The 25,317-nt window shown below is 68.0% G+C and carries 27 protein-coding genes; 12 read left to right on the plus strand and 15 right to left on the minus strand.

What is annotated here, in order from left to right; translation table 11 throughout:
- Positions 1-72 precede the first annotated feature (72 nt).
- From C6Y53_RS03325 to C6Y53_RS03355, 7 genes are all read left to right on the plus strand, one after another.
- Positions 73-894 (plus strand): DeoR/GlpR family DNA-binding transcription regulator, encoded by an 822-nt coding sequence (locus C6Y53_RS03325; protein ID WP_211299448.1) that lies wholly within the window; start codon positions 73-75, stop codon positions 892-894.
- Complete coding sequence (glpD, locus tag C6Y53_RS03330) at positions 884-2,485, plus strand: glycerol-3-phosphate dehydrogenase (protein ID WP_106471124.1); 1,602 nt, start codon at positions 884-886, stop codon at positions 2,483-2,485. Before C6Y53_RS03325 ends, glpD begins: the two co-directional genes overlap by 11 nt.
- A 58-nt stretch (positions 2,486-2,543) precedes the next feature.
- Positions 2,544-3,251, plus strand: coding sequence for an ABC transporter ATP-binding protein (locus C6Y53_RS03335; protein ID WP_106471125.1), 708 nt, complete (start codon positions 2,544-2,546; stop codon positions 3,249-3,251).
- A gap of 7 nt (positions 3,252-3,258) precedes the next feature.
- Positions 3,259-5,622: an ABC transporter permease gene (locus tag C6Y53_RS03340; RefSeq protein ID WP_106471126.1), complete on the plus strand. Its 2,364-nt coding sequence runs from the start codon at positions 3,259-3,261 to the stop codon at positions 5,620-5,622.
- 5 nt (positions 5,623-5,627) lie between these two features.
- The gene (locus C6Y53_RS03345) at positions 5,628-6,869 is read left to right on the plus strand and encodes an efflux RND transporter periplasmic adaptor subunit (protein ID WP_106471127.1); all 1,242 of its coding nucleotides are present in this window, start codon (positions 5,628-5,630) and stop codon (positions 6,867-6,869) included.
- Positions 6,870-7,036: 167 nt separating this feature from the next.
- Complete coding sequence (gene hemP, locus C6Y53_RS03350) at positions 7,037-7,201, plus strand: hemin uptake protein HemP (RefSeq protein WP_106471128.1); 165 nt, start codon at positions 7,037-7,039, stop codon at positions 7,199-7,201.
- Complete coding sequence (locus C6Y53_RS03355) at positions 7,198-7,665, plus strand: hypothetical protein (protein WP_106471129.1); 468 nt, start codon at positions 7,198-7,200, stop codon at positions 7,663-7,665. The genes hemP and C6Y53_RS03355 overlap by 4 nt, the downstream gene beginning before the upstream one ends.
- Before the next feature lie 21 nt (positions 7,666-7,686).
- On the opposite strand, the gene C6Y53_RS03360 is transcribed toward C6Y53_RS03355, so the two are convergent.
- The 7 genes from C6Y53_RS03360 to def (C6Y53_RS03390) form a co-directional block, all read right to left on the minus strand.
- On the minus strand, positions 7,687-10,194 hold the full coding sequence (locus tag C6Y53_RS03360; protein WP_106471130.1) for a GcvT family protein: 2,508 nt from the start codon (positions 10,192-10,194) through the stop codon (positions 7,687-7,689).
- 113 nt (positions 10,195-10,307) lie between these two features.
- Positions 10,308-10,544 (minus strand): GlsB/YeaQ/YmgE family stress response membrane protein, encoded by a 237-nt coding sequence (locus C6Y53_RS03365; RefSeq protein WP_106471131.1) that lies wholly within the window; start codon positions 10,542-10,544, stop codon positions 10,308-10,310.
- 73 nt (positions 10,545-10,617) lie between these two features.
- Positions 10,618-10,857 (minus strand): hypothetical protein, encoded by a 240-nt coding sequence (locus C6Y53_RS03370; RefSeq protein WP_106471132.1) that lies wholly within the window; start codon positions 10,855-10,857, stop codon positions 10,618-10,620.
- 10 nt (positions 10,858-10,867) lie between these two features.
- Entirely contained in the window at positions 10,868-11,785 is a 918-nt protein-coding gene (fmt, locus tag C6Y53_RS03375) for a methionyl-tRNA formyltransferase (RefSeq protein WP_106471133.1), read from the minus strand.
- A 3-nt stretch (positions 11,786-11,788) separates the two neighbouring features.
- Entirely contained in the window at positions 11,789-12,292 is a 504-nt protein-coding gene (gene def, locus C6Y53_RS03380) for a peptide deformylase (protein WP_106471134.1), read from the minus strand.
- On the minus strand, positions 12,289-12,786 hold the full coding sequence (gene def, locus C6Y53_RS03385) for a peptide deformylase (RefSeq protein ID WP_106471135.1): 498 nt from the start codon (positions 12,784-12,786) through the stop codon (positions 12,289-12,291). The genes def (C6Y53_RS03380) and def (C6Y53_RS03385) overlap by 4 nt, the downstream gene beginning before the upstream one ends.
- 1 nt (position 12,787) lies before the next feature.
- Positions 12,788-13,306, minus strand: coding sequence for a peptide deformylase (def, locus tag C6Y53_RS03390; protein WP_106471136.1), 519 nt, complete (start codon positions 13,304-13,306; stop codon positions 12,788-12,790).
- Between the two features lie 94 nt (positions 13,307-13,400).
- Here def (C6Y53_RS03390) and C6Y53_RS03395 point away from each other — a divergent pair, with 94 nt between their 5' ends.
- Complete coding sequence (locus C6Y53_RS03395; protein ID WP_244614931.1) at positions 13,401-14,594, plus strand: MalY/PatB family protein; 1,194 nt, start codon at positions 13,401-13,403, stop codon at positions 14,592-14,594.
- 100 nt (positions 14,595-14,694) lie between these two features.
- Here C6Y53_RS03395 and C6Y53_RS03400 read toward each other — a convergent pair whose 3' ends face one another.
- Complete coding sequence (locus tag C6Y53_RS03400; RefSeq protein ID WP_106471138.1) at positions 14,695-15,057, minus strand: response regulator transcription factor; 363 nt, start codon at positions 15,055-15,057, stop codon at positions 14,695-14,697.
- Between the two features lie 258 nt (positions 15,058-15,315).
- Here C6Y53_RS03400 and cbiB point away from each other — a divergent pair, with 258 nt between their 5' ends.
- A complete protein-coding gene (cbiB, locus tag C6Y53_RS03405) occupies positions 15,316-16,236 on the plus strand; it encodes an adenosylcobinamide-phosphate synthase CbiB (RefSeq protein ID WP_106471139.1) in 921 nt (306 codons plus the stop codon).
- A 7-nt stretch (positions 16,237-16,243) separates the two neighbouring features.
- Here cbiB and C6Y53_RS03410 read toward each other — a convergent pair whose 3' ends face one another.
- Positions 16,244-19,699 carry a chromosome segregation SMC family protein gene (locus C6Y53_RS03410; protein WP_106471140.1) on the minus strand — a complete coding sequence of 1,152 codons (3,456 nt, stop codon included), beginning with the start codon at positions 19,697-19,699 and terminating at the stop codon, positions 16,244-16,246.
- Between the two features lie 213 nt (positions 19,700-19,912).
- Positions 19,913-20,317 (minus strand): hypothetical protein, encoded by a 405-nt coding sequence (locus tag C6Y53_RS03415; RefSeq protein ID WP_106471141.1) that lies wholly within the window; start codon positions 20,315-20,317, stop codon positions 19,913-19,915.
- Positions 20,318-20,429: 112 nt separating this feature from the next.
- On the opposite strand from C6Y53_RS03415, the gene C6Y53_RS03420 reads away from it, so the two are divergent.
- Positions 20,430-21,206 (plus strand): FadR/GntR family transcriptional regulator, encoded by a 777-nt coding sequence (locus C6Y53_RS03420; protein ID WP_106473943.1) that lies wholly within the window; start codon positions 20,430-20,432, stop codon positions 21,204-21,206.
- Positions 21,207-21,336: 130 nt separating this feature from the next.
- Here C6Y53_RS03420 and C6Y53_RS03425 read toward each other — a convergent pair whose 3' ends face one another.
- From C6Y53_RS03425 to C6Y53_RS03445, 5 genes are all read right to left on the minus strand, one after another.
- Positions 21,337-21,900, minus strand: a complete 564-nt coding sequence (locus tag C6Y53_RS03425; protein WP_106471142.1) for a F0F1 ATP synthase subunit B — start codon at positions 21,898-21,900, stop codon at positions 21,337-21,339.
- A 5-nt stretch (positions 21,901-21,905) separates the two neighbouring features.
- Positions 21,906-22,478 carry a F0F1 ATP synthase subunit B' gene (locus tag C6Y53_RS03430; RefSeq protein WP_106471143.1) on the minus strand — a complete coding sequence of 191 codons (573 nt, stop codon included), beginning with the start codon at positions 22,476-22,478 and terminating at the stop codon, positions 21,906-21,908.
- Positions 22,479-22,566: 88 nt separating this feature from the next.
- Positions 22,567-22,803, minus strand: coding sequence for a F0F1 ATP synthase subunit C (locus C6Y53_RS03435; RefSeq protein WP_106471144.1), 237 nt, complete (start codon positions 22,801-22,803; stop codon positions 22,567-22,569).
- A gap of 79 nt (positions 22,804-22,882) precedes the next feature.
- Entirely contained in the window at positions 22,883-23,590 is a 708-nt protein-coding gene (locus tag C6Y53_RS03440; RefSeq protein WP_106471145.1) for a F0F1 ATP synthase subunit A, read from the minus strand.
- Positions 23,591-23,655: 65 nt separating this feature from the next.
- Positions 23,656-24,003, minus strand: a complete 348-nt coding sequence (locus C6Y53_RS03445; protein WP_106473944.1) for an AtpZ/AtpI family protein — start codon at positions 24,001-24,003, stop codon at positions 23,656-23,658.
- A 273-nt stretch (positions 24,004-24,276) separates the two neighbouring features.
- Between C6Y53_RS03445 and C6Y53_RS03450 the strand changes: the two genes are divergently transcribed.
- Positions 24,277-24,639 carry an ArsR/SmtB family transcription factor gene (locus C6Y53_RS03450; protein ID WP_106471146.1) on the plus strand — a complete coding sequence of 121 codons (363 nt, stop codon included), beginning with the start codon at positions 24,277-24,279 and terminating at the stop codon, positions 24,637-24,639.
- A 97-nt stretch (positions 24,640-24,736) separates the two neighbouring features.
- Positions 24,737-25,207 (plus strand): SRPBCC family protein, encoded by a 471-nt coding sequence (locus tag C6Y53_RS03455; protein ID WP_106471147.1) that lies wholly within the window; start codon positions 24,737-24,739, stop codon positions 25,205-25,207.
- Positions 25,208-25,317: the final 110 nt, after the last annotated feature.

The following is a 25,317-nucleotide window of genomic DNA, read 5'->3' on the forward strand; positions in this document are numbered from 1 at the left end:
AGAAAATGAAAGTCAAAAGAAAATTTTCAGTGGCGAATTTCACCGCATCGACTACATTGCAGGTTACCCCGCATGGCCGGGGCAACCGGGACCAAACGATTGGGAGGAGCGGAACAGGTGGGCGTTCACGGCCGTCAGGAGGCGATTCTGGAGCTGCTTCGCAGGCACGAACGCGTCGACGTGGACGAGTTGTCATCGCGTTTCGACGTGACCACCCAGACCATACGCAGCGACCTGCGCGACCTGGCCGATCGCGGGTTGCTGGCCCGCACCCATGGCGGCGCCCGTCACATCGACACGGTCGCCAATCGCGACTATGCAGAGCGGCGCCGGCAGAATGCCCGCAACAAGGATGCGATCGCGCGGCTTGCCGCCTCGCTGATCCCGGACGCCTGTTCGCTCACGCTCAATATCGGCACCACCACCGAACAGGTCGCCCGTGCGCTGGCCGGCCACAAGGATCTGGTGGTGCTGTCCAACAACATCAACATCATCACCACCCTGATCGGGTGCAACCCGCGCGAGCTGGTGCTGGTGGGCGGCGCCGTCCGGCTGAGCGACGGCGCCATCGTGGGCGAGGATGCGGTCGAGTTCATTTCCCGCTACAAGGTGGATTACGCGGTGATCGGCGCCTCGGCGCTGGATGCCGACGGCGCGGTGCTGGACTATGATTCGCGCGAGGTCTCGGTGGCGCGCGCGATCCTGCGCAACTCGCGCACCAGCATCCTGGCCTGCGACCGGTCGAAATTCGACCAGTCGGCACAGGTGCGCATCTGCGATGTCGGCGAGCTGGACTATGTCGTGACCGACGCCCCGCCGCCGCCCGAATTCTGCGCGGCGGCGAAACGGGCGGGCACCGAAATCCTGATCGCGGAGCACGGCCATGACAGCTGATCGCGGCGGCGACGCGCCTTTCGACCTGTTCGTGATCGGGGGCGGGATCAACGGCTGCGGCATCGCCCGCGACGCGGCCGGGCGCGGGTTGACGGTGGCGCTGGCCGAGATGGACGATCTTGCCTCGGCCACCTCGTCGGCCTCGACCAAGCTGTTCCACGGCGGGCTGCGATACCTGGAGTATTTCGAGTTCCGGCTGGTCCGCGAGGCGCTGATCGAACGCGAGGTATTGCTGCGGGCAATGCCGCATATAGCGTGGCCGATGCGGTTCGTGCTGCCCTATCACGCGGATATGCGGTTCGAGAACGACACCCCCACGTCGCGGCTGCTGTCGCTGGTGATGCCCTGGATGAAGGGGCGCCGCCCGGCCTGGCTGATCCGGTTGGGCCTGTTTCTCTACGATCACCTGGGCGGGCGCGAGATCCTGCCCGGCACCGCCACGCTGGACCTGACCCGCGACCCGGCGGGACGGGCGCTGAACCCGAAATTCCGCAAGGCCTATGAATATTCCGATTGCTGGGTGCAGGATTCGCGGCTGGTGGTGCTGAATGCCCGCGATGCCGCCGCGCGCGGCGCCCGGATCATGACCCGGACCCGGGTGCTGTCGGCGCGGCGCGAGGACGGGCTGTGGTCGGTCACGATGAAAGACACGCGCGACGGGCGGGAAACCACCGTCACCGCCCGCGCGCTGGTCAACGCGGGCGGGCCATGGGTCAGCGACATCATCCGCGACACCGCGCATGTATCGACGCCCGACCGGATCCGGCTGGTGCGCGGCAGCCATATCGTGACCCGCAGGCTCTACGATCACGACCGGTGCTATTTCTTCCAGGGCACGGACGGGCGGATCATCTTCGCGATCCCCTACGAGGACGACTTCACCCTGATCGGCACCACGGATGCCGAACATGAGGCCGCCGACAGCCCGCCGGTCTGCACCGGGGCCGAGCGCCGCTATCTGCTCGACTTCGCGTCGGAATATTTCCTCACGCCGGTGACCGAGGCGGATGTGGTCTGGTCCTATTCCGGGGTGCGGCCGCTCTATGACGATGGCGCGTCCTCGGCGACGGCGGCCACGCGCGACTATGTGCTGCGCATGAACGAGGACGGCGGCGCCCCGCTGCTGAACGTGTTCGGCGGCAAGATCACCACCTATCGCAAGCTGGCCGAATCGGCTCTGGCCCGGCTCGCCCCGCATTTCCCGCAGGCGCGGGGCAACTGGACCGCGGGCGTGCCGCTGCCGGGCGGCGATTTCGACGTCGCTGGCGCGCCCGCGCTGGCGGCGGCGCTCTGTGCCGATTACCCGTTTCTCGATCACGCGCAGGCCCGGCGCCTGGTGCACACCTACGGCACCGAATCGCGTGACCTGCTGGGCGATGCCGCATCGGCCGACGACCTGGGCGCGGCGTTCGGGGCCGGCATCACCGCGCGCGAACTGGACTGGGCGATGGATCACGAATGGGTGCGGACGGCCGAGGATTTCGTCTGGCGCCGGACCCGGCTGGGTCTGAAACTGACCGCAGACCAGATCGCCGCCATCGAGGCGCATATCGAGGCCCGCGCCAAACTGACGGCGCTCGACCCTGCCTGAGCGGCCCTTGCCAATATCGAACGCACGGGTCTAGCCTTCGGCGGACGGAGGCGGACCGATGACCACCAACACCTATACCACCCGCGGGCTGCGCAAGATCTACGGCGAAGGCCCGGCGGCGGTGCACGCGCTGCGCGGCGTCGATCTCGAAATCCCCGAGGGTGAAATCGTGCTGCTGCTGGGGCCGTCGGGCAGCGGCAAATCGACCCTGCTCAACATCATCGGCGGGCTGGACCGGGCAACCGAGGGAACGGTGCTGTTCCGCGACCGCGACCTGAGCGCGATGACCGACCGGGAGCTGACCCGGTATCGGCGCGACCATGTCGGGTTCGTGTTCCAGTTTTACAACCTGATGCCCAGCCTGACCGCGCATGAAAACGTGGAACTGGTGACCGAGATCGCCGACAGCCCGATGGACCCGGACGAGGCGCTGGCGCTGGTGGGGCTGGCGGACCGGGCCGATCATTTTCCCGCCCAGCTCTCCGGCGGCGAACAGCAGCGCGTGGCCATCGCCCGCGCGGTGGCCAAACAGCCCGACGTACTGTTCTGCGACGAACCCACCGGCGCATTGGACAGCGCCACCGGCCGGTCGGTGCTGAACGTGCTGAAGGACGTGAACGAACAGCTCGGGTCCACCGTTCTGATCGTCACCCATGCCGCCGCCCAGGCGGCAATGGCGGACCGGGTGATCCGGTTCAGCGACGGCGCGGTACACGAGGTGACCGTCAACGCCGACAAACTGACGCCGGAAGAGATCAGCTGGTAACGCAGGCATGGCCCCGCTGGACAGGAAACTCGCGCGCGACCTCTGGCGGATCAAGGGGCAGGCAGTCGCCATCGGCGCGGTGATCGCGGTCGGCGTGCTGCTGCAGGTGATGATGACCGGCCTCGTGGCCTCGCTCGAGGAAACACGCGCCGCCTATTACCAACGCTACCGGCTGGCCGGTATCTTTGCCCCGGTGGCCCGCGCGCCCGACCGGTTGCAGGCCGACCTGCGCCGGATCCCCGGCGTGGCGGCGGTGGAAACCCGCGTCACCGGCAACGCGCTGGTGGACCTGCCCGGACGGGATGTGCCGGTGCAGGCGCGGGCGGTGTCGCTGCCGGATTTCGGCGCTCCCGGCCTGAACGGGATACTGCTCACGGACGGGCGGATGTTCGCCGGGGACCGCGCCGACGAGGTGGTGTTGCTGAACAGTTTCGCCCGCGCCCACGGGTTGCGGCCCGGCGACAGCATCAGCGCCACCATGAACGGGTTCCGCCGCGGCTTCACCGTGGCCGGACTGGCGCAGGCGCCCGAGTTCCTGGTCTCCGCCGCACCCGGCGACATGGTGTCGGAGGACGGCAAATACGCGGTGATCTGGATGAGCCGCACCGCGCTCGGCGCCGCCTTCGACATGAAGGGCGCGTTCAACGAGGCGCTGGTCGCGCTGACCCGCGACGCCCGCCCGCAGGCGGTGATCGACGCCATCGACCTGGTCCTGGACCGCTATGGCGGCAGCGGCGCCTACGGGATCGAGGACCTGGTCTCGAACCGCTACATCACCGAGGAAATCGGCGGGCTGCGCTCGACCTCGACCTCGGTGCCGCCGGTGTTTCTCGCGGTGGCGGCCTACCTGCTATATATCGTGATCTCGCGGCTGGTGCAGGCGGAACGAGGCCAGATCGGGCTGCTGAAGGCGTTTGGCTATACCGATACCGAGATCGGCTGGCACTATTTCAAGCTGATCCTCAGCATCGCGGTCGGCGGCGCGCTGGCGGGCGGGTTGCTGGGCATCGCCGCCGGGCGGGCAATGGTCGAATTCTACCTGGTCTATTTCAAGTTTCCCTTCCTGATCTTCCGGGTCGAACCGTCCTCGTTCCTGATCGGGTTCGGCATCTCGATCCTGTCGGCCTCGGCCGGTGGCGTGGTGGTTCTGCGCCGGGTGTTTTCGCTGACACCCGCGGATGCGATGCAGGCCGAAGCGCCCGAGGATTTCAGCCGCGCCCGCAGGCTGGGGCCGGTCCTGGCGCGTCTGCTCGACCAGCCCAGCCGGATGGTGCTGCGCCGCCTGACCCGCCAGCCCTGGCGCATGTTGGGGGCGGTCTCGGGCGCGGCCGCGGGCGTGGCGCTGTCGGCGGCGATGACCTCGGTGCTGAACAGTTTCGACGACATGATGGACCTGTCCTTCAACGTGCTCGACCGCTCCGACGTGATGGTCAGCTTCATCCACCCGATCGAGGCGCGCAGCGTCTTCGACCTGCAAAGCCTGCCCGGCGTGATCGAGGTCGAACCGGTGCGCATGGTCCGCGCGATCCTGCGCAACGGGCGGGACGATTATCGCGGCCAGGTGACCGGGCTCGCGCCTGACGCGCGGCTGTTCCGGGCGCTCGACGGCGACCGGCGCGACATCTACCTGCCCGGGGATGGCATCATCCTGTCCACCGGCCTGGCACGGACGCTCGGCATCGGGGCCGGCGAGGTTCTGCGCCTCGACATCCGCGAAGGCCGCCGGCCGGTGGTGGAGGTGCCGGTGACGGGCGTGGCCGAGAGCCTGATGGGCGCCCCCGCCTATATGGACCTGGCCGCGCTGAACCGGCTGCTGAAGGAACCGCTGCGCGTCTCGGGCGCCTATCTGCGCGTGGATGCGGACCGGCAGGCCGCCATCTACAGGGCGCTCAAGGACATGCCGATGTTGGCCGGCGTGAGCGTCAAGGCAGAGAACCGCGCGTCGATGCAGAAGCTGATGGACCAGGGCGCCGGCGGGATGCGCTATGTCATGGCGCTGATCGCCGCGGTGATCACCTTTGGCGTGATCTACAATGCCGCCCGCGTGGCGCTGGCCGAACGCGCCCATGATCTCGCCAGCCTGCGCGTGCTGGGCTTTTCGCGGGCCGAGGTGTCGTTCGTGCTGCTGGGCGAACTGGGCGTGGTGGTGCTGCTGGCGCTGCCGCTGGGCGGGGTGCTGGGCTATGGCCTGGCCCATGCGATCTCCGCCGGGTTCAGCACCGATCTCTACCAGGTGCCGGCGCATTTCGATGCCGCCAGCTATGGCACGGCGATCGCCGTCGTGCTGGTCGCGGCGCTGGTCTCGGGCTGGCTGGTGAAACGCGACATCTACAGAACCGACATGGTCGAGGCCCTGAAAACGCGGGAGTGAGGCGAATGGCACAGAGAAAGAAATGGTCCCGGTCGGTGCTGACACTGGGCGCGGCGCTGCTGGTGGCGGCGGCGCTCGCGGCGGCCTTCTGGCCGCGCCCGATGCTGGTGGACATGGCCGGGATACGCCGGGGCCACATGGTCGTGACCATCAACGAGGAAGGGCGCACGCGGGTGCATGAGCCCTATGTGGTCTCGTCGCCGGTCGCCGGCGAATTGCAGCGGGTCGAAGTGCTGCCGGGCGACCGTGTCGCCGGGGGCCAGACCGTGGTGGCGCAGATGCGCCCCGCCAACCCCTCCGCGCTCGATGTGCGGACCCGCGAACAGGCCGAGGCGGCGGTCAAGGCGGCCGAGGCGGCGCTGCTCGTGGCCAAGGCCGATCTCGCCGCCGCCGAGGCCACCCGCGACTATTCCCAGAGCGAATTGCAGCGGGTGCAGAAACTGGTCGAACGCGGCATCACCAGCCGCGTCGCGCTGGAACGGGCCGAACAGGAAGCGCGGGTGGCCAAGGCCGCGACCGATACCGTCACCGCCGCGATCGCCATGCGCGAGGCGGAACTGAAGAACGCGCAGGCGCAACTGATCGGCTTCGAGGATGTCGGCCTGGCCGAAGCGCTGGCCACCGAAACGAGGCTGGCGCCCGCGATCCCGCTCAAGGCGCCGATCGACGGCACCATCCTGCGGGTGATGCACAAGAGCGAAACCACCCTGCCCGCCGGCGAACCGATCCTCGAGATCGGCAATGTGGACAGCGGGCTGGAGGTCATGGCCGAACTGCTGTCCTCGGATGCCGTGCAGGTCAGCGAGGGCAACCGGGTCATCATCACCAACTGGGGCGGGTCCGGCGATCTCGACGGCCGGGTCAGCCGGATCGACCCCTATGGCTTCACCAAGTTCTCCGCGCTCGGGGTCGAGGAGCAGCGGGTGGAAACGACCGTGGATTTCACCGATCCCGCCGCCCATCGGGGCAACCTGGGCCACGGCTATCGCGTCGAGGTGCGGATCGTGGTGTGGGAAAGCGACGATGCCGTGATCGTTCCCTCCAGCGCGCTGTTCCAGCAGCCCGGGGGCTGGGCGGTGTTTCGCGAGATCGACGGGCGGGCCGCGCTGACCCCCGTCAGCATCGGACGCAACAACGGGGTGGACGCCGAACTGCTCGACGGATTGGCGCCCGGCGACCGTGTCGTGCTGTTCCCGTCCGCCAACCTGGTCGACGGCACCGCGATCGCGCAACGACAGGTGGACTGACCTGAACGGCGCTGTCCGATCACCGGCGGAACACGCGCGGTTGACATACCTTATTATTTCTATCAACTATTGAATCAGCCACCCGTCCCAGCCTGCGGGAAGCCGACAACCCCACCTGCGCCCGCCGCCCGTGACCGGCGGCGTGCCTCGGCCTCGGAGACCCGGACATGACCAATATGGCAAAGATCATCGAAACCTCTGCCGTTCCCGCCCTGCCCACCTATGACGCCACCGACCTGACCGGCGGCGGACCGCTGGCGAATATCGTGCTCAACGGCATGGTCTATTCGCTGCGCATCACCCGCGCCGGCAAGCTGATCCTGACGAAATGACCACCTGCCACAAGAATCGCGGCGGCGCGCCCGTCGGGATGGTCGCCGATCTCGACCCGGTCGAAGCCGGCGCGGTGCTCTACCTGCGGCTGTGGTCGGACGGGCCGGACGGCAAGGCGCGGATGTGGAACGAATTCGCGTCGACCCTGGGCGCGCAGCCCGCGCGCGCGGCCCTCGGCGCCTTCGAAGATGTCTGCGCGCTGATCGCCCGGCAGGGGCGGCGCGCGATGATGCGCCATGACGTTGCCTGCCGCTGCCTGGGCGCCGATGAATGCTGTTTCGCCCACCTGGTGGCTGCCGCGGTCGACAACCAGCGCGAGGACGCCTTGTTGCTGGCCACGCTGCTGGTGCGCCCCGATGCGGCGCCGGGGCTGGTCTCGCGGGCCGGCGATTTCGGCCTCGCGCTCAAACGCATCGCGCTCAGAGCGCAGATATCCGAACCGGTTCCGGCGATCCTTCACTGATCGCCGGAACCGATCAGGGCGTCAGCCGTCCTTGCGGATCGCCGCGTTTTCGGGGTCATAGGGGCTGTCGGGCACGATCTCGGCCTCCCACAGCCGGCCCTGCATCTGGACCTTCAGCCGCGTGCCCGGCACGGCCAGGTCCGGACGGACATAGCCCATCCCGATCGACTTGCCGAAATGGACCGAATAGCCGCCCGAGGTTAGCCGCCCGACGCGGGTGTAACCGTCATAGAGCGCCTCGCGGCCCCACGGGTCGGCATCGTCTGGCCCGTCGATCAGCAGGGTGACGCATGTCGACCGGATGCCCTTGGCCTCCATCGCAGCCTTGCCGTGAAACGGCTTGGACAGGTCCACGAATCGCGGCAGATCGGCCTCGAGCGGGGTGGCATCGCGGCCCAGTTCCGTGCCGAAGGCGCGATAGGATTTTTCCATCCGCAGCCAGTTCTGCGCCCGCGCCCCCACCGGTTTCAGCCCGTGCTTTTCGCCGGCGGCCATCAACTGGTCCCACAGGTAGTTCTGCATCTCGATCGAGTGATGCAGTTCCCAGCCCAGTTCGCCGGTATAGGCCACGCGGATGGCACGCACCGGGCACATGCCCAGTTCGATGTCGCGCATCGACAGCCACGGGAACCGCTTGTTCGACAGCACCGTGGCGGGGTCGGCATCCTTCACCAGTTCGTTCAGGACCTCGCGGGTTTTCGGCCCGGCGATGGCGAAAACGCCCCTTTGCGTGGTTACATCGTGAACCCCGACCCAATCGCCGGAACTGCCCGTGCTCCAGTCTTCGATCGCCTTGAGCAGGTAATCCTGATCATATGCCGCCCAGGCGCCCGCGGATACCAGATAGTACTCATCCTCGGCTTCGCGCACGATGGTGTATTCGGTCCGCGTGGTGCCCGCGGCGGTCAGCGCATAGGTCAGGTTTATCCGCCCCACCTTCGGCAGGCGGTTGCAGGTGAACCATTCCAGAAAGGCCGTCGCCCCCGCGCCAAACACGCGGTGCTTGGCAAAGGCGGTGGCGTCGATCAGGCCGACGCCCTGGCGGATCGCCCGTGCCTCGTCGACCGCATATTGCCACCAGCCGCCACGGCGGAAACTGCGCGCGTCATGGTCGAAACTGTCCGGCGCATCCGGCGGGCCGTAATAGTTCGGCCGCTCCCACCCGTTCACCTGTCCGAACTGCGCGCCCAGCGCCTTCTGCCGGTCATAGGCGGGCGCGGTGCGCAGCGGCCGGCAGGCTTCGCGTTCCTCGTCCGGGTGGTGCAGGATATAGACGTGTTCGTAACATTCCTCGTTCTTGCGCGCGGCATATTCGGTGGTCATCCACGGCCCGTAGCGCTTGGGATCGAGGCTGGCCATGTCGATCTCGGCCTCGCCCCCGACCATCATCTGCGCCAGGTAATGCCCGGTGCCGCCCGCCGCGGTGATGCCAAAGCTGAACCCCTCGGCCAGCCACATGTTGCGCAGCCCCGGCGCCGGTCCCACCAACGGATTGCCGTCAGGCGTATAGCAGATCGGACCGTTGAAATCGTCCTTGAGCCCCACGGTCTCCGACGACGGGATCCGGTGGATCATCGACATGTATTCCGCTTCGATCCGCTCCAGGTCGAGCGGAAAGAGATCGGCGCGGAAACTGTCCGGAACATCGTGGAGGAACCGCGCCGGCGCGTTCCGTTCATAGGGCCCCAGGATCCAGCCGCCGCGCTCCTCGCGCACATACCATTTGGCATCGGCGTCGCGCAGGACCGGATGCTCGGGATGGCCCGCCTCGCGATACGCGGCCAGCGCGGGGTCCGGTTCGGTGACGATATATTGATGTTCGACCGGGATCGCCGGGATCCTGATCCCCAGCAGGCGCGCGGTGCGCTGGGCATGGTTGCCGGTGGCGGTGACCACATGTTCGGCGGTGATCACCACCTGTTCGCCGGACGGCACCAGGTTGCCGCCCTTCTCGACCATCTTCGAGCAGGTCACATGCCAGTCGCTGCCGGTCCAGTGATACCCGTCCACCTGCCATCTGCGCTCGATCGCCACCCCGCGCTGGCGCGCGCCCCTGGCCATCGCCATGGTGACATCGGCGGGGTTGATATACCCGTCCGTCGGATGGAACAGCGCGCCCTGCAGATCCTCGGTACGCACCAGCGGCCAGCGGGCCCTGATCTCGTCGGGCGTCAGGAATTCATGGGGAACGCCGCAGGTTTCGGCGGTCGCGGCATAGAGCTGGAACTCGTCCATCCGCGCGCGGCTCTGTGCCATGCGCAGGTTGCCGACGATGAAGAACCCGGCATCAAGCCCGGTTTCCTCTTCCAGCGTCTTGTAGAACTCGACCGAATACTGATGGATATGGGTGGTCGCGTAGGACATGTTGAACAGCGGCAGCAACCCGGCCGCATGCCAGGTCGACCCGCTGGTCAGTTCGTCGCGCTCCAGCAGCATCACGTCCTGCCAGCCCGCCCGCGCAAGGTGATAGGCTATCGACGTTCCGACCGCGCCACCGCCGACGACCAGCGCCTTGACATGGGTTTTCATCCGTCCCGCTCCCTGATTGGTTCCGCCTGCCGGGATTTATGCCCAAGCCGGCGGCCAGGCGCAAAATCGTTCCGACCCAAAACAGGGCAAAACCGACCTCGGCCCTACCGGATCTAGCGGCGGCGCCAGCGCTGCCAGAGCCACAGCACCAGCAACGCGCCCAGAACCGCGCCGACAAACCCCGCCAAGACACCCGTCACCGCGATCAGAAACCTCAGGATCAGCCCGCCCAGCAGCGCACCCACGATCCCCACGAACATGGTGGTGGGAATATCGGCCTCGATCCGCATCAGCCGCGTCGCCAGGAACCCGGCCGCCGCGCCCACGATGATCAGTGCAACCACGCCCATACCGTTTCACTCGCTCCCCTTGTCCTGTTCCGCGCGCCCAGCGAAGTCGCCCGTCAGGGCGGATGAGCGGCCCCTACCGGCGGCGCCAGTGAAACGGCACGATGATCAGCGCCCCGATCGACGACAGGACCGCGTCCATCCCCGGCGAGCCGAACCCGATCCCGAACATCACGCGCAGGAAATAGAACAGGAACGCGCCGCCGACACAGATGATGATCGAAGACACGATGCCGTTCCGCGTGAACCCGCTGCGCTCGGACAGATAGCCGACGATCCCGGCGATCACCACGGTGCCTATCAGGGTCGGAAACATCGCGCGCGCCTCACAGTCGGGTTCCGCGCGGCACCGGAAAGCCGCGCAGAAAACTCGCCCCATCCTGCGCCGATTTCCCCGCTCTCTGCAACCGGGTCAGGCGCAGGGCCCCGTGCCCGCAGGCAATGACCGGCGCCCCGCCGGCGCCCCCGTCCAGCACCTCGCCGGGCAGGCCCTCGCCCGATACCGGCTCCGCGCCCAGCAGTTTCACGCGCTGACCGCCGATCTCGCACCAGGCGCCGGGAAAGGGCGACAGCCCCCGGACCAGGCGGCCGATCTCCCCGGCGGGCCGGGTCCAGTCCACCCGCGCCTCGCCCTTGTCGATCTTGGCCGCATAGGTGACGCCCTCCTCGGGCTGCGGCTCTGGCACCAAACCGTCCAGCCGCGCCAGCGCCTCCACGATCAGCCGCGCGCCCATGGCCGACAGCCGGTCGTGCAGGTCGGCGGTGGTGTCATCCGCGCCGATCGGCGTGGACTGGCGCATCAGCACCGGCCCGGTGTCCAGCCCCGCCTCCATCTGCATGATGCAGACCCCGGTTTCCGCGTCGCCGGCCATGATCGCGCGGTGGATCGGGGCCGCGCCGCGCCAGCGCGGCAGCAGGCTGGCATGGATGTTCAGGCAGCCGCGCGCGGGCGCATCCAGCACCGCCTGCGGCAGGATCAGCCCATAGGCGACCACCACCGCCACCTCGGCCTCCAGCGCCGCGAACCCGGCCTGCGCCGCGTCGCTCCGCAGCGTCTCCGGATGGCGCACCGGCAGGCCCAGCGCCTCGGCGCGCGCGTGAACCGGGCCGGGCCTGGGGTGCTTGCCGCGCCCGGCGGGCCGGGGCGGCTGGCAATAGACGGCGGCCAGCTCGTGCCCGGCATCCACCAGCGCCTCCAAGACCGGCACCGAGAATTCCGGGCTCCCCATGAACACGATCCGCATCCCTCAGCCCCCCAGCTTGCGCGCCCGGCGCAGCAACATGTCGCGTTTCACCTTGGACAGGCGGTCGAAATACATCCGGCCGTTCAGGTGGTCGATCTGGTGCTGAACGCTGGTCGCCTCCAGCCCGACGAATTCGCCATCGACCTGCGCGCCGGTCTCGTCGAGATAGCGCACCGTCACCGCGCGCGGACGCGACAGCCGGGCCGACACGCCGGGCAGGTTCGGGCTGGCCTCCTCATGGGCGCGCAGCTTGACCGAACTGTGCAGGATCTCCGGATTGGCCAGCCGGATCACCCCCCGGCCCCCCGCCCCCCCTGAACCGTCAACCACCGCGAGCCGCAGCATCACGCCGATCTGCGGCGCGGCCAGGCCGACACCGGGCATCGCATACATGGTTTCGACCATGTCGTCCCAGATCGCGCGGATCTCGTCGGTCACGGCCGCGACCGGCGCCGCCGGACTGCGCAGCCGCCTGTCGGGCCAGGGCACGAAGGGCCGCACGCTCATGCCCGCATCCCCCCATAGGCGGCCTCGGCCCCGGCCCGCGCCGCCGGGTCCAGCCGGTCCAGCGTGACGATGCCATCGAGATGGTCGACCTCATGTTGCACGCATACCGCCGCGATCCCGTCGAACCGGGCGCCCCGCGCCGCTCCGTCCAGATCGGTCCAGCCGAGATCGACCCAGTCGGGCCGCGCCACCTCGACCGTGATGCCGGGGATCGACAGGCACCCCTCGGGGCCGGTCGCGATCCGGTCCGACACCGCCCGGATCACCGGATCGACAAAGGCCCGTGGCTCGGCGGCGCCGTCCTTCCAGCCCGTGTCCATCACGAACACCCGCCGCGTGACGCCCACCTGCGGCGCGGCCAGCCCGCGCCCTCCTGAGGCATAAAGCGTATCGAACAGATCGCGCACCAACCCGGCGGCATCGCCCCCCGCGACAGGATCGCAGACCGTCTGCAGACCGGGATCGGGCCACAGGACCAGCGGCAGCACCGCCATGTCAGGCCCGCGCCCGTTCGCGTTTCAGCTTGACCATCTTGCGCGTGATCAGCTGCCGCTTCAGCGGCTTCAGGTAGTCGATGAACAGCTTGCCGTCCAGATGGTCGATCTCGTGTTGCACGCAGGTGGCCCAGAGCCCGTCGAACCCCTGTTGCCGCGCCTTGCCGTCCCGGTCGATCCAGGCCACCTCGACCTCGGCCGGGCGGGTCACCTCGGCATATTGGTCGGGGATCGACAGGCATCCCTCCTCATAGGTGTTCAGCGCCTCTGACCGGGACACGACCTCGGGATTGAACATCACCAGCGGGCGCGGCGCGGCGCCGTCTTCCTTGACGCAATCCAGCACGATCAACCGCTGCAACACGCCCACCTGCGGCGCGGCCAGCCCGATGCCTGGCGCGTCATACATGGTTTCCAGCATGTCGTCGGCCAGGATGCGCAGCTCGTCCGACAGGTCGGCTACGGGCGCGCAGAGCTTTTTCAGCCGCGGGTCGGGATGGATCAGGATCGGGCGTTTCATGGTCTCGATTTAGGCGATCCCCCGCCCCGCCGCAACGCCCCCTTGCGCCGGGCCGCAGGCACGATAGGTTGCGCCGCAAAGAAGGAAATCGCCGATGAGCCTCGATCTTCACATGTCGCTGTTCGACCAGCCGTTCGAACGCCGCGGAACCCACAGCGTCAAATGGGACCGGATGGAACGCTATTACGGCGTCTCGTCCGATGACGGGCTGGCCATGTGGGTCGCCGACATGGATTTCAAGAGCCCGCCCTGCGTCCGTGACAGGCTGCGCGAGGCGGTGGAACACGGCGCTTTTGCCTATGTCGACCCGGAACCGGACTATACCCGGGCCATCGGCTGGTGGATGCGGGAACGCCATGGCTGGCATGTCGATCCCTCCTGGATCTTCACCACCACCGGGCTCGTGAATGCGGTGGGCATGTGCCTCGACGCCTTCACCGATCCCGGCGACGGCGTGGTGCTGTTCACGCCGATCTATCACAGCTTTGCCAAGGTGGCCCGCGCCGCCGGCCGGCCGGTGACCGAATGTCCGCTGATCAATGCCGACGGCCGTTACGAGATGGATTTCGACCACTGGGACACGATGCTGACCGGGGGCGAGAAGCTGCTGATCCTGTGTTCGCCGCACAATCCCGGCGGCCGGGTCTGGAGCCGCGGGGAACTGCAACAGGCGGCCGATTTCGCGCGCCGCCATGACCTGCTGATCATCTCGGACGAGATCCATCACGACATCGTCTATCCCGGCCATACCCATGTGCCGATGCCGCTCGTCGACCGCGGCGTGACCGACCGGCTGGTCATGCTGACCGCGCCCTCCAAGACCTTCAACGTCGCTGGCCTGCACACCGGCAACGTCATCATCGAGGACGAGACCCTGCGCGCCCGGTTCGCCGCGCGGGCGGCCGCGCTCAGCCTCGCGCCCAATTCGCTGGGCCAGTTCGCGCTGACAGCCGCCTATTCGCCCGAAGGCGCCGCCTGGACCGATGCGCTGATGACCTATCTCGACGGCAACCGCAAATTGTTCGACGATGCGATTGCCGGGATCCCGGGGCTGGCCTCGATGCGGCTGGAATCGACCTTCCTGGCCTGGGTCGATTTCGACGGAACCGGCATGGACCGGGCCGAGTTCACCGCCCGCGTGGAGCAGGATGCCAGGATCGCGGTCAATCACGGCCCCACCTTTGGACGGGGCGGCGAAAGCTTCCTGCGCTTCAACCTCGGCACCCAGCGCGCGCGCGTGCAGGAGGCCTGCAACCGCCTGCGCGATGCCTTCGCCGACCTGCAATAGCGGGCGACGGGCACGACAGCATCACCCGCACCGGATCGTGCCGGTGCGGCCGGAATTCGACCTGTCGGACCCGCGGGGGCGGGCGTGACCCGCGACAGCCCTAGCGCGGGGCGGCGTAGTGTTCGACCATCGCGGCGAGATCCTCGGGCGGCGCCTCGCTCTGGAAATAGGCGCAGGCATTGGGGCTGTGCGCAAAGATCGACCCATCCGAGAAGAAGCTGGTATTGGTGACGAAGATCACGCGCGCGTCCGGGCGGCGATAGCTGGCGAAATCCGCAACCGCGAGCGCGCTGCCGCCCTCGAGCACCAGGTCCAGCACGATGATCTCGAAATCCGCGCTGTAGAGCGACAGGATGGCGCTTTCCTGGCTGTGAACAAGGGTGACCTGCGCACCCTGACGTTCAAGGTGCCGCTGCCAGAGCCTGCCCAGCTCCGGCCTGCTTTCAACAATTAACACATTCATCTTTTAACCTGGGGCACGGGTTAAGTTTACAGCTGTGCCCTTCCCTGAATCCGGTGATCCGCCCAATCCTTTAACAAAAGGTTAAGGAATCGGAGCGCGGGTTCGGGGCCGGGTCACGCCTTGTTTATCCGGCGAATTTCCGCTTGATGCAAAAGCAGGTTTTCGCCGATTTGACACAAATATGCCCATGCAGAGCCCGACACCCGACCCGTCCCCGATACCCGGCCAGCCCGCCCCGCATCGCCCCGGAGCGGCCCCGTGACCCATGCGATGCTGCTGGCCGCCGCGCTGATTCTGGACGCGCTGGCCGGGGAACCGGGCTGGCTCTGGTCGCGGCTACCGCATCCGGCGGTGCTGATGGGCCGTGCGGTGGGCCGGCTGGACCGGACGCTCAATCGCGGGGCACATAGACGGCTGGCGGGTGTGCTGGCGCTGGTCCTGCTGGCCGGTGGCGCGGGCCTGCTGGGCGCGGGGCTGCAGCTGGCCGGGCCGGCCGTCGAGATCGCGATCGCGGCGGTTCTGCTGGCGCAGAAATCGCTGGTCCAGCATGTGCGGGCGGTTGCGAATGCGCTGCGGCAGTCGCTGCCCGAGGCCCGCCGCGCGGTGGCGATGATCGTCGGCCGCGACTGCCGCGACATGGACGCCCCGCGCATTGCCCGCGCGGCGATAGAAAGCGCGGCGGAGAACCTCTCGGACGGGGTGATCGCGCCGGCCTTCTGGTTCCTGATCGCCGGCCTGCCGGGCCTGCTGGTCTACAAGGCCGTCAACACCGCCGACAGCATGATCGGCTATCGCACGGACCGCTACCGTGATTTCGGCTGGGCCGCGGCCCGCAGCGACGACCTGCTGAACCTGCTGCCGGCCCGTCTGACCGGCCTGATGATCGCCACGCTGTCGGGCGGGTTGCGACACTGGAGCGATATCGTCACGGATGCCCGCGCGCATCGGTCGCCCAATGCCGGATGGCCCGAGGCTGCGATGGCGCGGGCGCTGAACGTGGCGCTGGCCGGACCGCGCAGCTATGACGGGCAGATGCGCGACCTGGCCTGGGTCAACGGGGCGGCCCGGCAAGAGATCGGCGCCGATGACATCGACGCCGCGGTGACGGTCCTGTGGCGGGTCTGGGCGCTGACGCTGGCGATGGTGGCGGGCCTGGGCATCGCGGCGGCGGCCGTCTGAACACCGATCAGGCGACCAGCGTTTCCGCCTTTTTCAGGTCGACCGACACCAGCTGGCTGACGCCCTTTTCGGCCATGGTCACGCCGAACAGCCGGTCCATCCGCGCCATCGTCACCGCGTGGTGGGTGATGATCAGGAACCGGGTCTCGGTCTGCCGGCACATTTCGTCCAGCAGGTCGCAGAACCGGGTCACGTTGGCGTCGTCCAGCGGCGCGTCCACCTCGTCCAGCACGCAGATCGGCGCCGGGTTGGCCTGGAACACGGCAAAGATCAGCGCCATCGCGGTCAGGGTCTGTTCGCCCCCCGACAGCAGCGACAGGGTGGCCAGCTTCTTGCCCGGCGGCTGGCACATGATCTCCAGCCCCGCTTCGAGCGGGTCGTCGCTCTCGACCATCACCAGGTTCGCCTCTCCGCCGCCGAACAGGTGCCTGAACAGCTGCGAGAAATTGCTGTTGACCTGCTCGAACGCCGTCAGCAACCGTTCCCGCCCCTCGCGGTTCAGGCTGGCGATGCCGCTGCGCAGGGTGCGGATCGCCTCTTCCAGATCGGCCTTTTCGGTGGCGAGCATGTCATGCTCGGCCTGCACCTCGCCGGCGTCTTCCTCGGCGCGCAGGTTGACCGCGCCCAGCGCGTCGCGCTGGCGTTTGTGACGGTTCACCTCGGCCTCGAGCGTGTCGGCATCCGGCATCGACCCGGCATCGGCATCGAGGCTGTTCAGCAGCTGGTTCGGGGTTGCCTGATGTTCCTCGGCGATGCGCTCGGAGGCGGCCTCGACGGTTTCGCGGGCGGCTTCGGCGCGGGCTTCCGCATGGGCGCGTGCCTCGCGGGCCTCGGACGCCGCGCGTTCGGCATCGCGTTCGGCCACCACCGCCGCGCGCTGCGCGGCCTCGGCGGCGGCCAGCTTGTCGGCGGCATCCACCTTGCGCGCCTCGGCCCGGCCCATCTCGTGGCCCAGCGCCTCGCGCTGCGCCAGCAGTTCCTCGGGCGCGGCGCGGGCGCTGTCCAGTTCCGCCTCCGAGGCGGCCTTGCGGTCGGCCAGTTCCCCGATGCGTTTCTCGGCCGTCTCCAGGCGGTGGCGCCAGCCGCTGATCTCCTTGGTGACCTGCTGCGACCGGCGGGTGCGGTTCTCGCCTTCACGGCGGATCTCGTCATGGGCCGACCGGCGGGTCAGCATCGTGATCCGCGCGGCCTCGACCGTCTGCTTGATGTCCTCGACGCGGGCGCGGGCCTGATCGAGATCGCCCAGCCCCTGCAGCGCGGCCTCGGCTTCGCGCAGCCGCGTGCGCGCCGCCATCGCCTCGTCCTTGTGCCGCGTCACCGCGAGACCCAGCGTTTCCAGCTTGCCGTCGGCCAGGTTGCGGTCGGCCTCGGCCCGGCTCAGGGCGCGGGCGGCATCGGCGGCGGCGCGGTCGGCGTTGCGCCGCGCCTCGCGGGCCGCACGATCGGCCTCGGTGCAGTCCGCGAGCTGGCGGCTCAGCATGTCATGGGCGGCGCGGGCCCCGTCGGCGCGGGCGCTGACCGCCTCGAACTCCTGTTTCAGCGCCTCCAGCCGGTTCAGCTGTTCCAGCCGCAGCGCGGCCGCGCTCGGCGCGTCCTCGGCCCAGGCGCGGAACCCGTCCCAGCGCCACAGATCGCCCTCGCGCGTGACCAGGCGCTGGCCGGGCCGCAACTGCGGCTGCAGGCGCGGGCCATCATGCGACCGGATCACCCCGATCTGGGTGATGCGCCGGGTCAGCCGGTCCGGGCCGGCCACATGCAGGGCCAGCGGTTCGACCCCGTCGGGCAACGCCTGGTGCTGGTCATAGCCCGCCATCTGCACCCAGCCCGACGGCCCGTCGGTTTCCACCACGGGCGCGCGCAGATCGTCGGCCAGCGCCGCGCCCAGCGCCTTTTCATAGCCCGGCGCCACCTTCATCAGGTCGAGCACCTGACCGCCTTCGGCGGTGTCGCGGGCGACCAGCTTGGCCAGCGCCGTCACCTCGGCCCGCAGCGCCCCGGCCTCGCCCTCGGCCTCGGACCGCTGGGCGCGGGCCTCGGCCTCGCGCGATTGCGCCTCTGATCGGGCCTCGTCGGCGGCGGCCAGATCGGCCTCGGCCCTGCCGGCGGCCTCGGTCGCCTCGGCCTCGGCCCGCTGCGCCGCCTCCTGCGCGGCGGCGGCGGCCTCCAGCGCGGCGCGGGCCTCGTCCATGGCCGAGCGGGCCTTGTCGGCCTCGGCCTCGGAACGGTCCAGCGTCTTGCGGTTGTCCTCGACCAGCCGCTGCGCCGACTGGTGCCGGGCGGCCAGCCGCGCCACGTCCTCGGTTTCCTGCGACAGGGTTTCTTCGCGATCCTGCAGAACGGCGGCGGCGTCGTGGGCCTCGGCCGCGGCCTGCGCGAGCCGGTCGTCATGGCCCTCGCCCGCCTTGGCCAGTTCGCGCGCCTCCCAGTCCAGGCGTTCGATGGTTTCGCCCGCATCCCGGTTCAGCCCGGTTTCGCGTTCGATGTCATGTCCGAGCTGGCCGATGCGCGCCTCGAGCGTTTCGATCGCCTCGCGGGCGCGGGCTTCCTCGTCGCTCAGCCGGTCGCGCTGCACCTGCAGGCGCTGCAACACCGCCGCGGCGATGGTTTCCTCTTCCCTGAGCGGCGGCACCGCCTCGTCCGCCTCGGCCCGTGCGCCGGCCGCCTGCCGCGCCGCGGTTTCGGCCTGCGCCGCGGCGGTGACCCGGTCGCGCAGCGCCACATCCGCGCGGGACCGCGCCTCGTCCGCCTCGGCCCAGCGGCGAAACAGCAGCATGCCCTCGGCCTGGCGCAGCGACTCGCCGATGGCGCGGTACCGCGCCGCCTGCCGGGCCTGCCGCGCCAGTTGCGACAGCTGCGCCGCAAGCTGTTCGATCACGTCATCGACGCGGGTGAGGTTGGCTTCGGCCGCCTTCAGCTTCAGCTCGGCCTCGTGCCGGCGCTGGTAGAGCCCGGAGATACCCGCCGCTTCCTCGAGGATCCGCCGCCGCGCCTTGGGCTTGGCGTTGATCAGTTCCGAGATCTGACCCTGCCGCACCAGCGCCGGGGAATGGGCCCCGGTCGAGGCATCGGCAAACAGCATCTGGACATCGCGCGCGCGCACGTCCTTGGCGTTGGCCTTGTATGCGCTGCCCACGTCGCGGGTGATGCGGCGCACGATTTCGAGCAGGTCACTGTCGTTGAACCCCGCCGGGGCCAGCCGTTCGGTATTGTCGATATGCAGCGACACCTCGGCGAAATTGCGGGCGGGCCGCGTCGCCGCGCCGGCAAAGATCACGTCCTCCATGCCGCCGCCGCGCATCGCGGTGGGGCGGTTTTCGCCCATCACCCAGCGCAGCGCCTCGAGCAGGTTGGACTTGCCGCAGCCGTTCGGCCCCACCACCCCGGTCAGACCATCGGCGATGATCAGTTCGGTGGGGTCGACAAAGCTCTTGAACCCGGTCAGCCTGAGTTTGGTGAAGCGCAATCGCGGCCTCGTTTCTTTACTGCTCGGACCGAGTGTGCCGCCTCGCCCCACCCCGAGTCAACGGCGTTGCCGCTGCATCTGGTAAGGATGGCCGGGTTTTCCACAAGATATCGGCGCATTTCGCAAGGATAGTGGGAATTGGGGGTACAATTACACAACCGGTTTGGCCGGAATCGCCTGCGCAGCGCGCGAATCCGCGCCGTGGCCGCTTGTTCAATAGGCGTCGCAGTCGAACTCGGAATAGGACCAGCCATCGGCGCTCGTGACCCAGGAATTCAGCTCCAGGCAGGAATAGGACACGGCCCCCGGCAGCGGCGGCACCGCCGCGCCGTCGCCGCAATCGAGCCGCCCCAGGATCACCGCCTGATCGCCGCCCAGCTGCACCACGTCGCAACCGCTGGCCTTTTCGATGGCAAATGCCGCGCGGGTTCGCAACTCGCCCATGCGCGGGGCGTATTGCGGGTTCACCCGAACCGCTTCGGCCAGCCCGTGTGCAATCCGCACGTCAAAGACGGACCCGGCCACGTCGAGCCGCCTGACCGGCGCATCGGCGAAATACCGGCCCGGCGCAGAACAGGCGCCGACCAGAAGCGACAGGATGATCAGACCGCGCCACATGGCCCGATGCTGCCACCCCGGCCGTTAGCATCGCGTTAACGTCCTGCCGGTTGCAGCCCCCGGAATGCGGTCATATCATTTGACCAATTACCGCCACATGCCCGGACCGCCGATGCCCTTCCAGAAGATCCAGCCCGAAAAGCTGTCATCCGCCGTGATCCGGCAGATCGAACTGCTGATCCTGCGCGGCATCCTGCGCCCCGGCGAACGGCTGCCGCCCGAACGCGACCTGTCCGAACGGCTGGGCGTCTCGCGCCCGTCGCTGCGCGCGGCGCTGGCCGAATTGCAGGACCAGGGGCTGCTGACCAGCCGGGCCGGCGCCGGGGTCTATGTGGCCGATGTGCTGGGGTCGGCCTTTTCCCCGGCGCTGATCCGGCTCTTTGGCACCCATGACGAAGCGGTGTTCGACTACCTGTCCTTCCGCCGCGATATCGAAGCCCTGGCCGCCGAACGCGCGGCCCGGCTGGGCTCGGACAGCGACCTGGCGGTGATCGGCGCGATCATGGACAAGATGGTAGCCGCCCAGGCCAGCGGCTCCGAAGAAGAACAGGCGCGGCTGGACGCGCAGTTCCATTCCGCGATCATCGAGGCGGGCCACAACGTGGTGATGCTGCACATGATGCGGTCGATGTTCGACCTGTTGCGGCAGGGTGTTTTCTACAACCGGTCCGCCATGTTCCACCAGCCTGCCGCGCGCGACGCGTTGCTGGCCCAGCATCAGGCCATCAACACCGCCCTGCAGGCCCGCGCCCCCGAAGCCGCGCGCGCGGCGGTCGAGGCGCATCTGGATTTCGTCGCCGCCGCACTGCGCGATCAGCGCAGCGCCGAGCGCAACGAGGCCATCGCCCGCCAGCGGCTGGAACAGGAAACCGGCCCGCGCCGGGACTGAACCGTCAGGAATGGCGGCGATTCATCATGCCGGAAACGAAGAACCCGGCCGCGGGGGCCGGGTTCGGATGGTTCGGGTCACCCCCGTTCCATCAAAGCTGTGTCAGCGAAACCTGATCGGTGAATACCGATCAGTGAAGCTTGGCTTCCACGTCCTTGATCGACTCTTCGATCAGGCGGTTGCTGTCATCGGCGGTCATCTGCCCGGCGATCACTTCGCGCGCGGTCGCCACGGCGATGCTGATCGCCTGGTCGCGCACGTCCTTGACCGCGGCGGCTTCGGCCGAGGCGATCTGGTCCTCTGCCGCCTGCAGACGGCGCGCGATCGACGAGTCCAGGTCCTGCTTGGCCTGTTCCGCCGCGATCGAGGCCTCTTCGCGGGCGGTCGCGACGATCCGGTCGGCCTGCGCCTGCACTTCCTTCTGCTTGCGCTCGTAGGAGGCCAGCAGGCTCTGCGCCTCTTCGCGCAGGGTGCGGGCCTCGTCCAGTTCGGACTGGATGCCTGCGGCGCGCTTGTCGAGCATGCCACCCAGCAACGACGGCACCTTGAAGTAGAGCAGCACGCCGATAAAGAGCAGGAAGGCTAGCAGAACCACGAAGTTGGTGTTGGACAGCGAGACGAACGGCCCGCTTGCGGCCAGCGCCGGGCCGGTGGCCAGCAGCGACGGGGTCAGGACAAGGGCAAGTTTGCGCATCGGTCTCATCCTTTCATCCGCGTGTCGACGGCGGCCGCGATCGCGTCGGCATCCGCCTTGCCGCCCAGCGCCGAAACCAGCGCCCCGGCGGTATCGCCCGCCACCGAACGCACGCTTTCGATCGCGCCGGCGCGGATTGCCGCGATTGCCTTTTCAGATTCGGCCGACTTCGCGGCGATCTCGGCATCGGCCTTGGCGATGGCGTCGTCCAGTTCGCCCTGGATCTCGGCACGTGCCTCGGCGACGATGCGGGCCGCTTCGACGCGGGCATCGGCCAGCGCCTTTTCATAGGCCGTTTCCGCCTCGGCCGCCCGGGCCTTGAGATCCTCGGCGGTGGCGATGTCATTGGTGATGGTGCCCTGGCGGTCGGCGAGGATGCCGGCAATGCGCGGCAGCGCGACCCGCGACAGGATCAGGTAGATCACGACCAGCGTGACCACGAGCCAGAAGATCTGGTTCGGAAAGCTCGAGAAATCGAGCTGCGGCATGCCCGGCGCCGCGTCGGCAGCGGCGTGGGCGTCCACGCCGATGGCATCGGCCAGGCCTTCGCCGGTGGCGGTGTGCGATTCGTTTGCCATCTCGGTCCTCCGGGTATCTGTTGCCTGCACCGGGCAGCACGCGTCGATCGCGCCCCGCCCGGCCGTAAGGATGAAGGTCCGTCTTGTCTTAGACGGCGAACATCAGCAGCAGCGCCACGAGGAACGAGAAGATCCCCAGGGCTTCGGAGAACGCGATACCGATGAACATGGTCGCGGTCTGGCCGCCGGCTGCCGACGGGTTGCGCAGGGCGCCGGACAGGAAGTTGCCCACGACGTGGCCCACACCGACCGCTGCACCGCCCATGCCCGTACAGGCCAGACCCGCGCCGATGTAAGCACCCATTTGTACGATATCGCCTTCCATGATTTCTCTCCTTACGATGGAATGGTTCGATTTTCGGGACGCGCCGGTCCGGCACGCCATGACATGTGTTTGACCGCCCCTAGTGGTGCGGATGCAGGGCATCCTTCAGGTAGACGCAGGTCAGGATCGCGAAAACATAGGCCTGGATGAACGACACCAGCGTTTCCAGAGCGTAGATCGCGGTGATCGCGGCAATCGACAGCGGCGCAATCGCGGTGACGGCGGCAAAGGCCGCGAACACCTTGATCACCGCGTGACCGGCCATCATGTTGCCGGCAAGTCGGATCGAGTGGCTAACCGGGCGGACAAAGTAGGAAATCACCTCGATGATCGCCAGGATCGGCCGCAGCGGCAGCGGCGCCGAGCTGATCCAGAACAGTTTCAGAAAGCTGAACCCGTGCAGCACGAAACCGAGGATCGTCACCGCCAGGAACACCGCAACCGCCATCACCGCGGTCACGGCGATGTGGCTGGTGGTGGTGAACGACATCGGGATCAGGCCCAGGAAGTTGGCGCAGACGATGAACATGAACAGGGTCATGATGTAGGGGAAGTATTTCACCCCGTCCTTGCCGGCCACGTCCTCGACCATCTTGTAGACGAAACCATAGGCCAGTTCGGCGATCGACTGGCCGCGCGACGGCACGATGGCCCGCTTCGAGGTGGCCAGCACCAGCAGCACGAGGATCGCCAGGACCGCGATACCCATCCACAGGGTCACGTTGGTGGGCGTGTACCAGGCGATGGTGTCGCCACCGAACAGCGGCTTCACGATGAACTGGTCCATCGGGTGGAAGACCAGCCCGCCCTCTTCTGCAGCGTGTTCTGCCGCTTGCGCTTCGCTCGCCACTGTCAGCCCCTCTCGTTTCCGTCTCCGGCGTTACCGGATTGCCCCGGCCCCGCCTGTTTCTCTGCCTCGATCTCTCGCGCGCTGCGCAGCATCGTCTTGATGCCGGCGGCGAGGCCGAACAACGTGAACAGCACCAGGAATATCGGGAGCGTCCCGAACAGGCTGTCCAGCCCGTACCCGATGCCAAAGCCGATCCCCAGACCGACCACAAGCTCGATCACCATCCGCCAGGCTAGATGCGCCTGGGAATAATGTTTGTCGGTGTGGGATTTCGCGTCCTCGCCCTTGCGAAGCCCGGCGAGCCGCTCCTCAAGCTGCGCCATGCGCTGCTTTCGGTCCTCGTCGCTCACCTGCGGATCCCTCACGCTTATTCGGGGATGGTGCTAGTTGCAGGGGCGGCAAGAGTCAATGGCGGCGAAACAGATCAGGAATGATCTGTAACTCACTAAATTACCGTGATAATTTATGGAATCAGCATGATCCGTCGCCCGATAGCAGCCCCGCGGCATATTCAACCGAACGGTTGACGATCCGCCCCGGCGCCTTCTACACCGGCACTCAACCGGGTGCCGCCCTCGTTCCCGGCCGCCCGAACCGACCGAAGCAGCCAGCCGGGCCCTTGCATGATCACCCCTCTCGACACCGTGTTCTCTGCCTTGTCCGATCCGACGCGGCGCGAGATACTGGCGATGCTGCTCGAGGATGACATGGCCGTCACCGACGTGGCCGCGCCGTTCGACATGAGCCTGGCAGCCATTTCCAAGCATCTGGGCATTCTGGCCGCGGCCGGGCTGATCAGCCAGGAGAAACGCGGCCGGGTGAAATGGTGCAAGCTGGAACCGGATGCGCTGCGCGAGGCCAGCGTCTGGATGCAGGGGTTCGGGCAGTTCGAACCGGTGCATCTCGACGCGTTCGAGCGGTTCCTGGCGGTCGAATTGCTGGCGGTCGAATCGAAAGACGGGAACGAACCAGCCCCGGAAGACTGACCGCCCGAACCCGCCCTGTTTAGGGCAAACACGGCGCTCATGGTAACATGCCACCCTGCATAGCTGCATTCGATTGAGTCAAAGGCGGGGTAAATTTATGATAACGGTTCTGAAAATCACCCTCGCGGCGCTGGCCGCGGTTTCACCTCTGGCCGCATGGGCCGAGCAATACGCGGTCGAGCGGTCGCTGCAAATCACGTCGTCGCCGGACGCGGCCTGGAACCTGATCGGTGACTTCTGCGATATCGATGACTGGCACCCGGCGGTCAGCACCTGCGAACTCAAGGTCATTGACGGCGCGCTGCACCGCATCCTTGCCACGACCGACGGCGCAAAGCTGGTCGAAAAGCGCGTCGCGTCCGAGCCGGGGCATTCCTACACCTACCGGATCACGGATTCGCCGCTTCCGGTCGAGAAATATACCGCAACGCTTTCGATCACGCGGGGAGACAGCTCGACGATCACCTGGTCGGGCCGGTTTTCCTCGGATGATCCGCAGTCAGAAGCCCTGATAGCCGGGATCTACGAAACCGGGCTGGCGGCGATCCGGGACCAGCTTTCGCAATAGCCGGACCGCCCCTTCGGGCAGGATCGGCCTGCCGCCTCATCGCGGCCGGTATGGATGCCTTTGTCCGGGGCGATGGCCGCCCCGGAATTGCGTTGAGACGGGGATGACGG

The organism is Pukyongiella litopenaei (assembly GCF_003008555.2).
Classification (GTDB): domain Bacteria; phylum Pseudomonadota; class Alphaproteobacteria; order Rhodobacterales; family Rhodobacteraceae; genus Pukyongiella; species Pukyongiella litopenaei.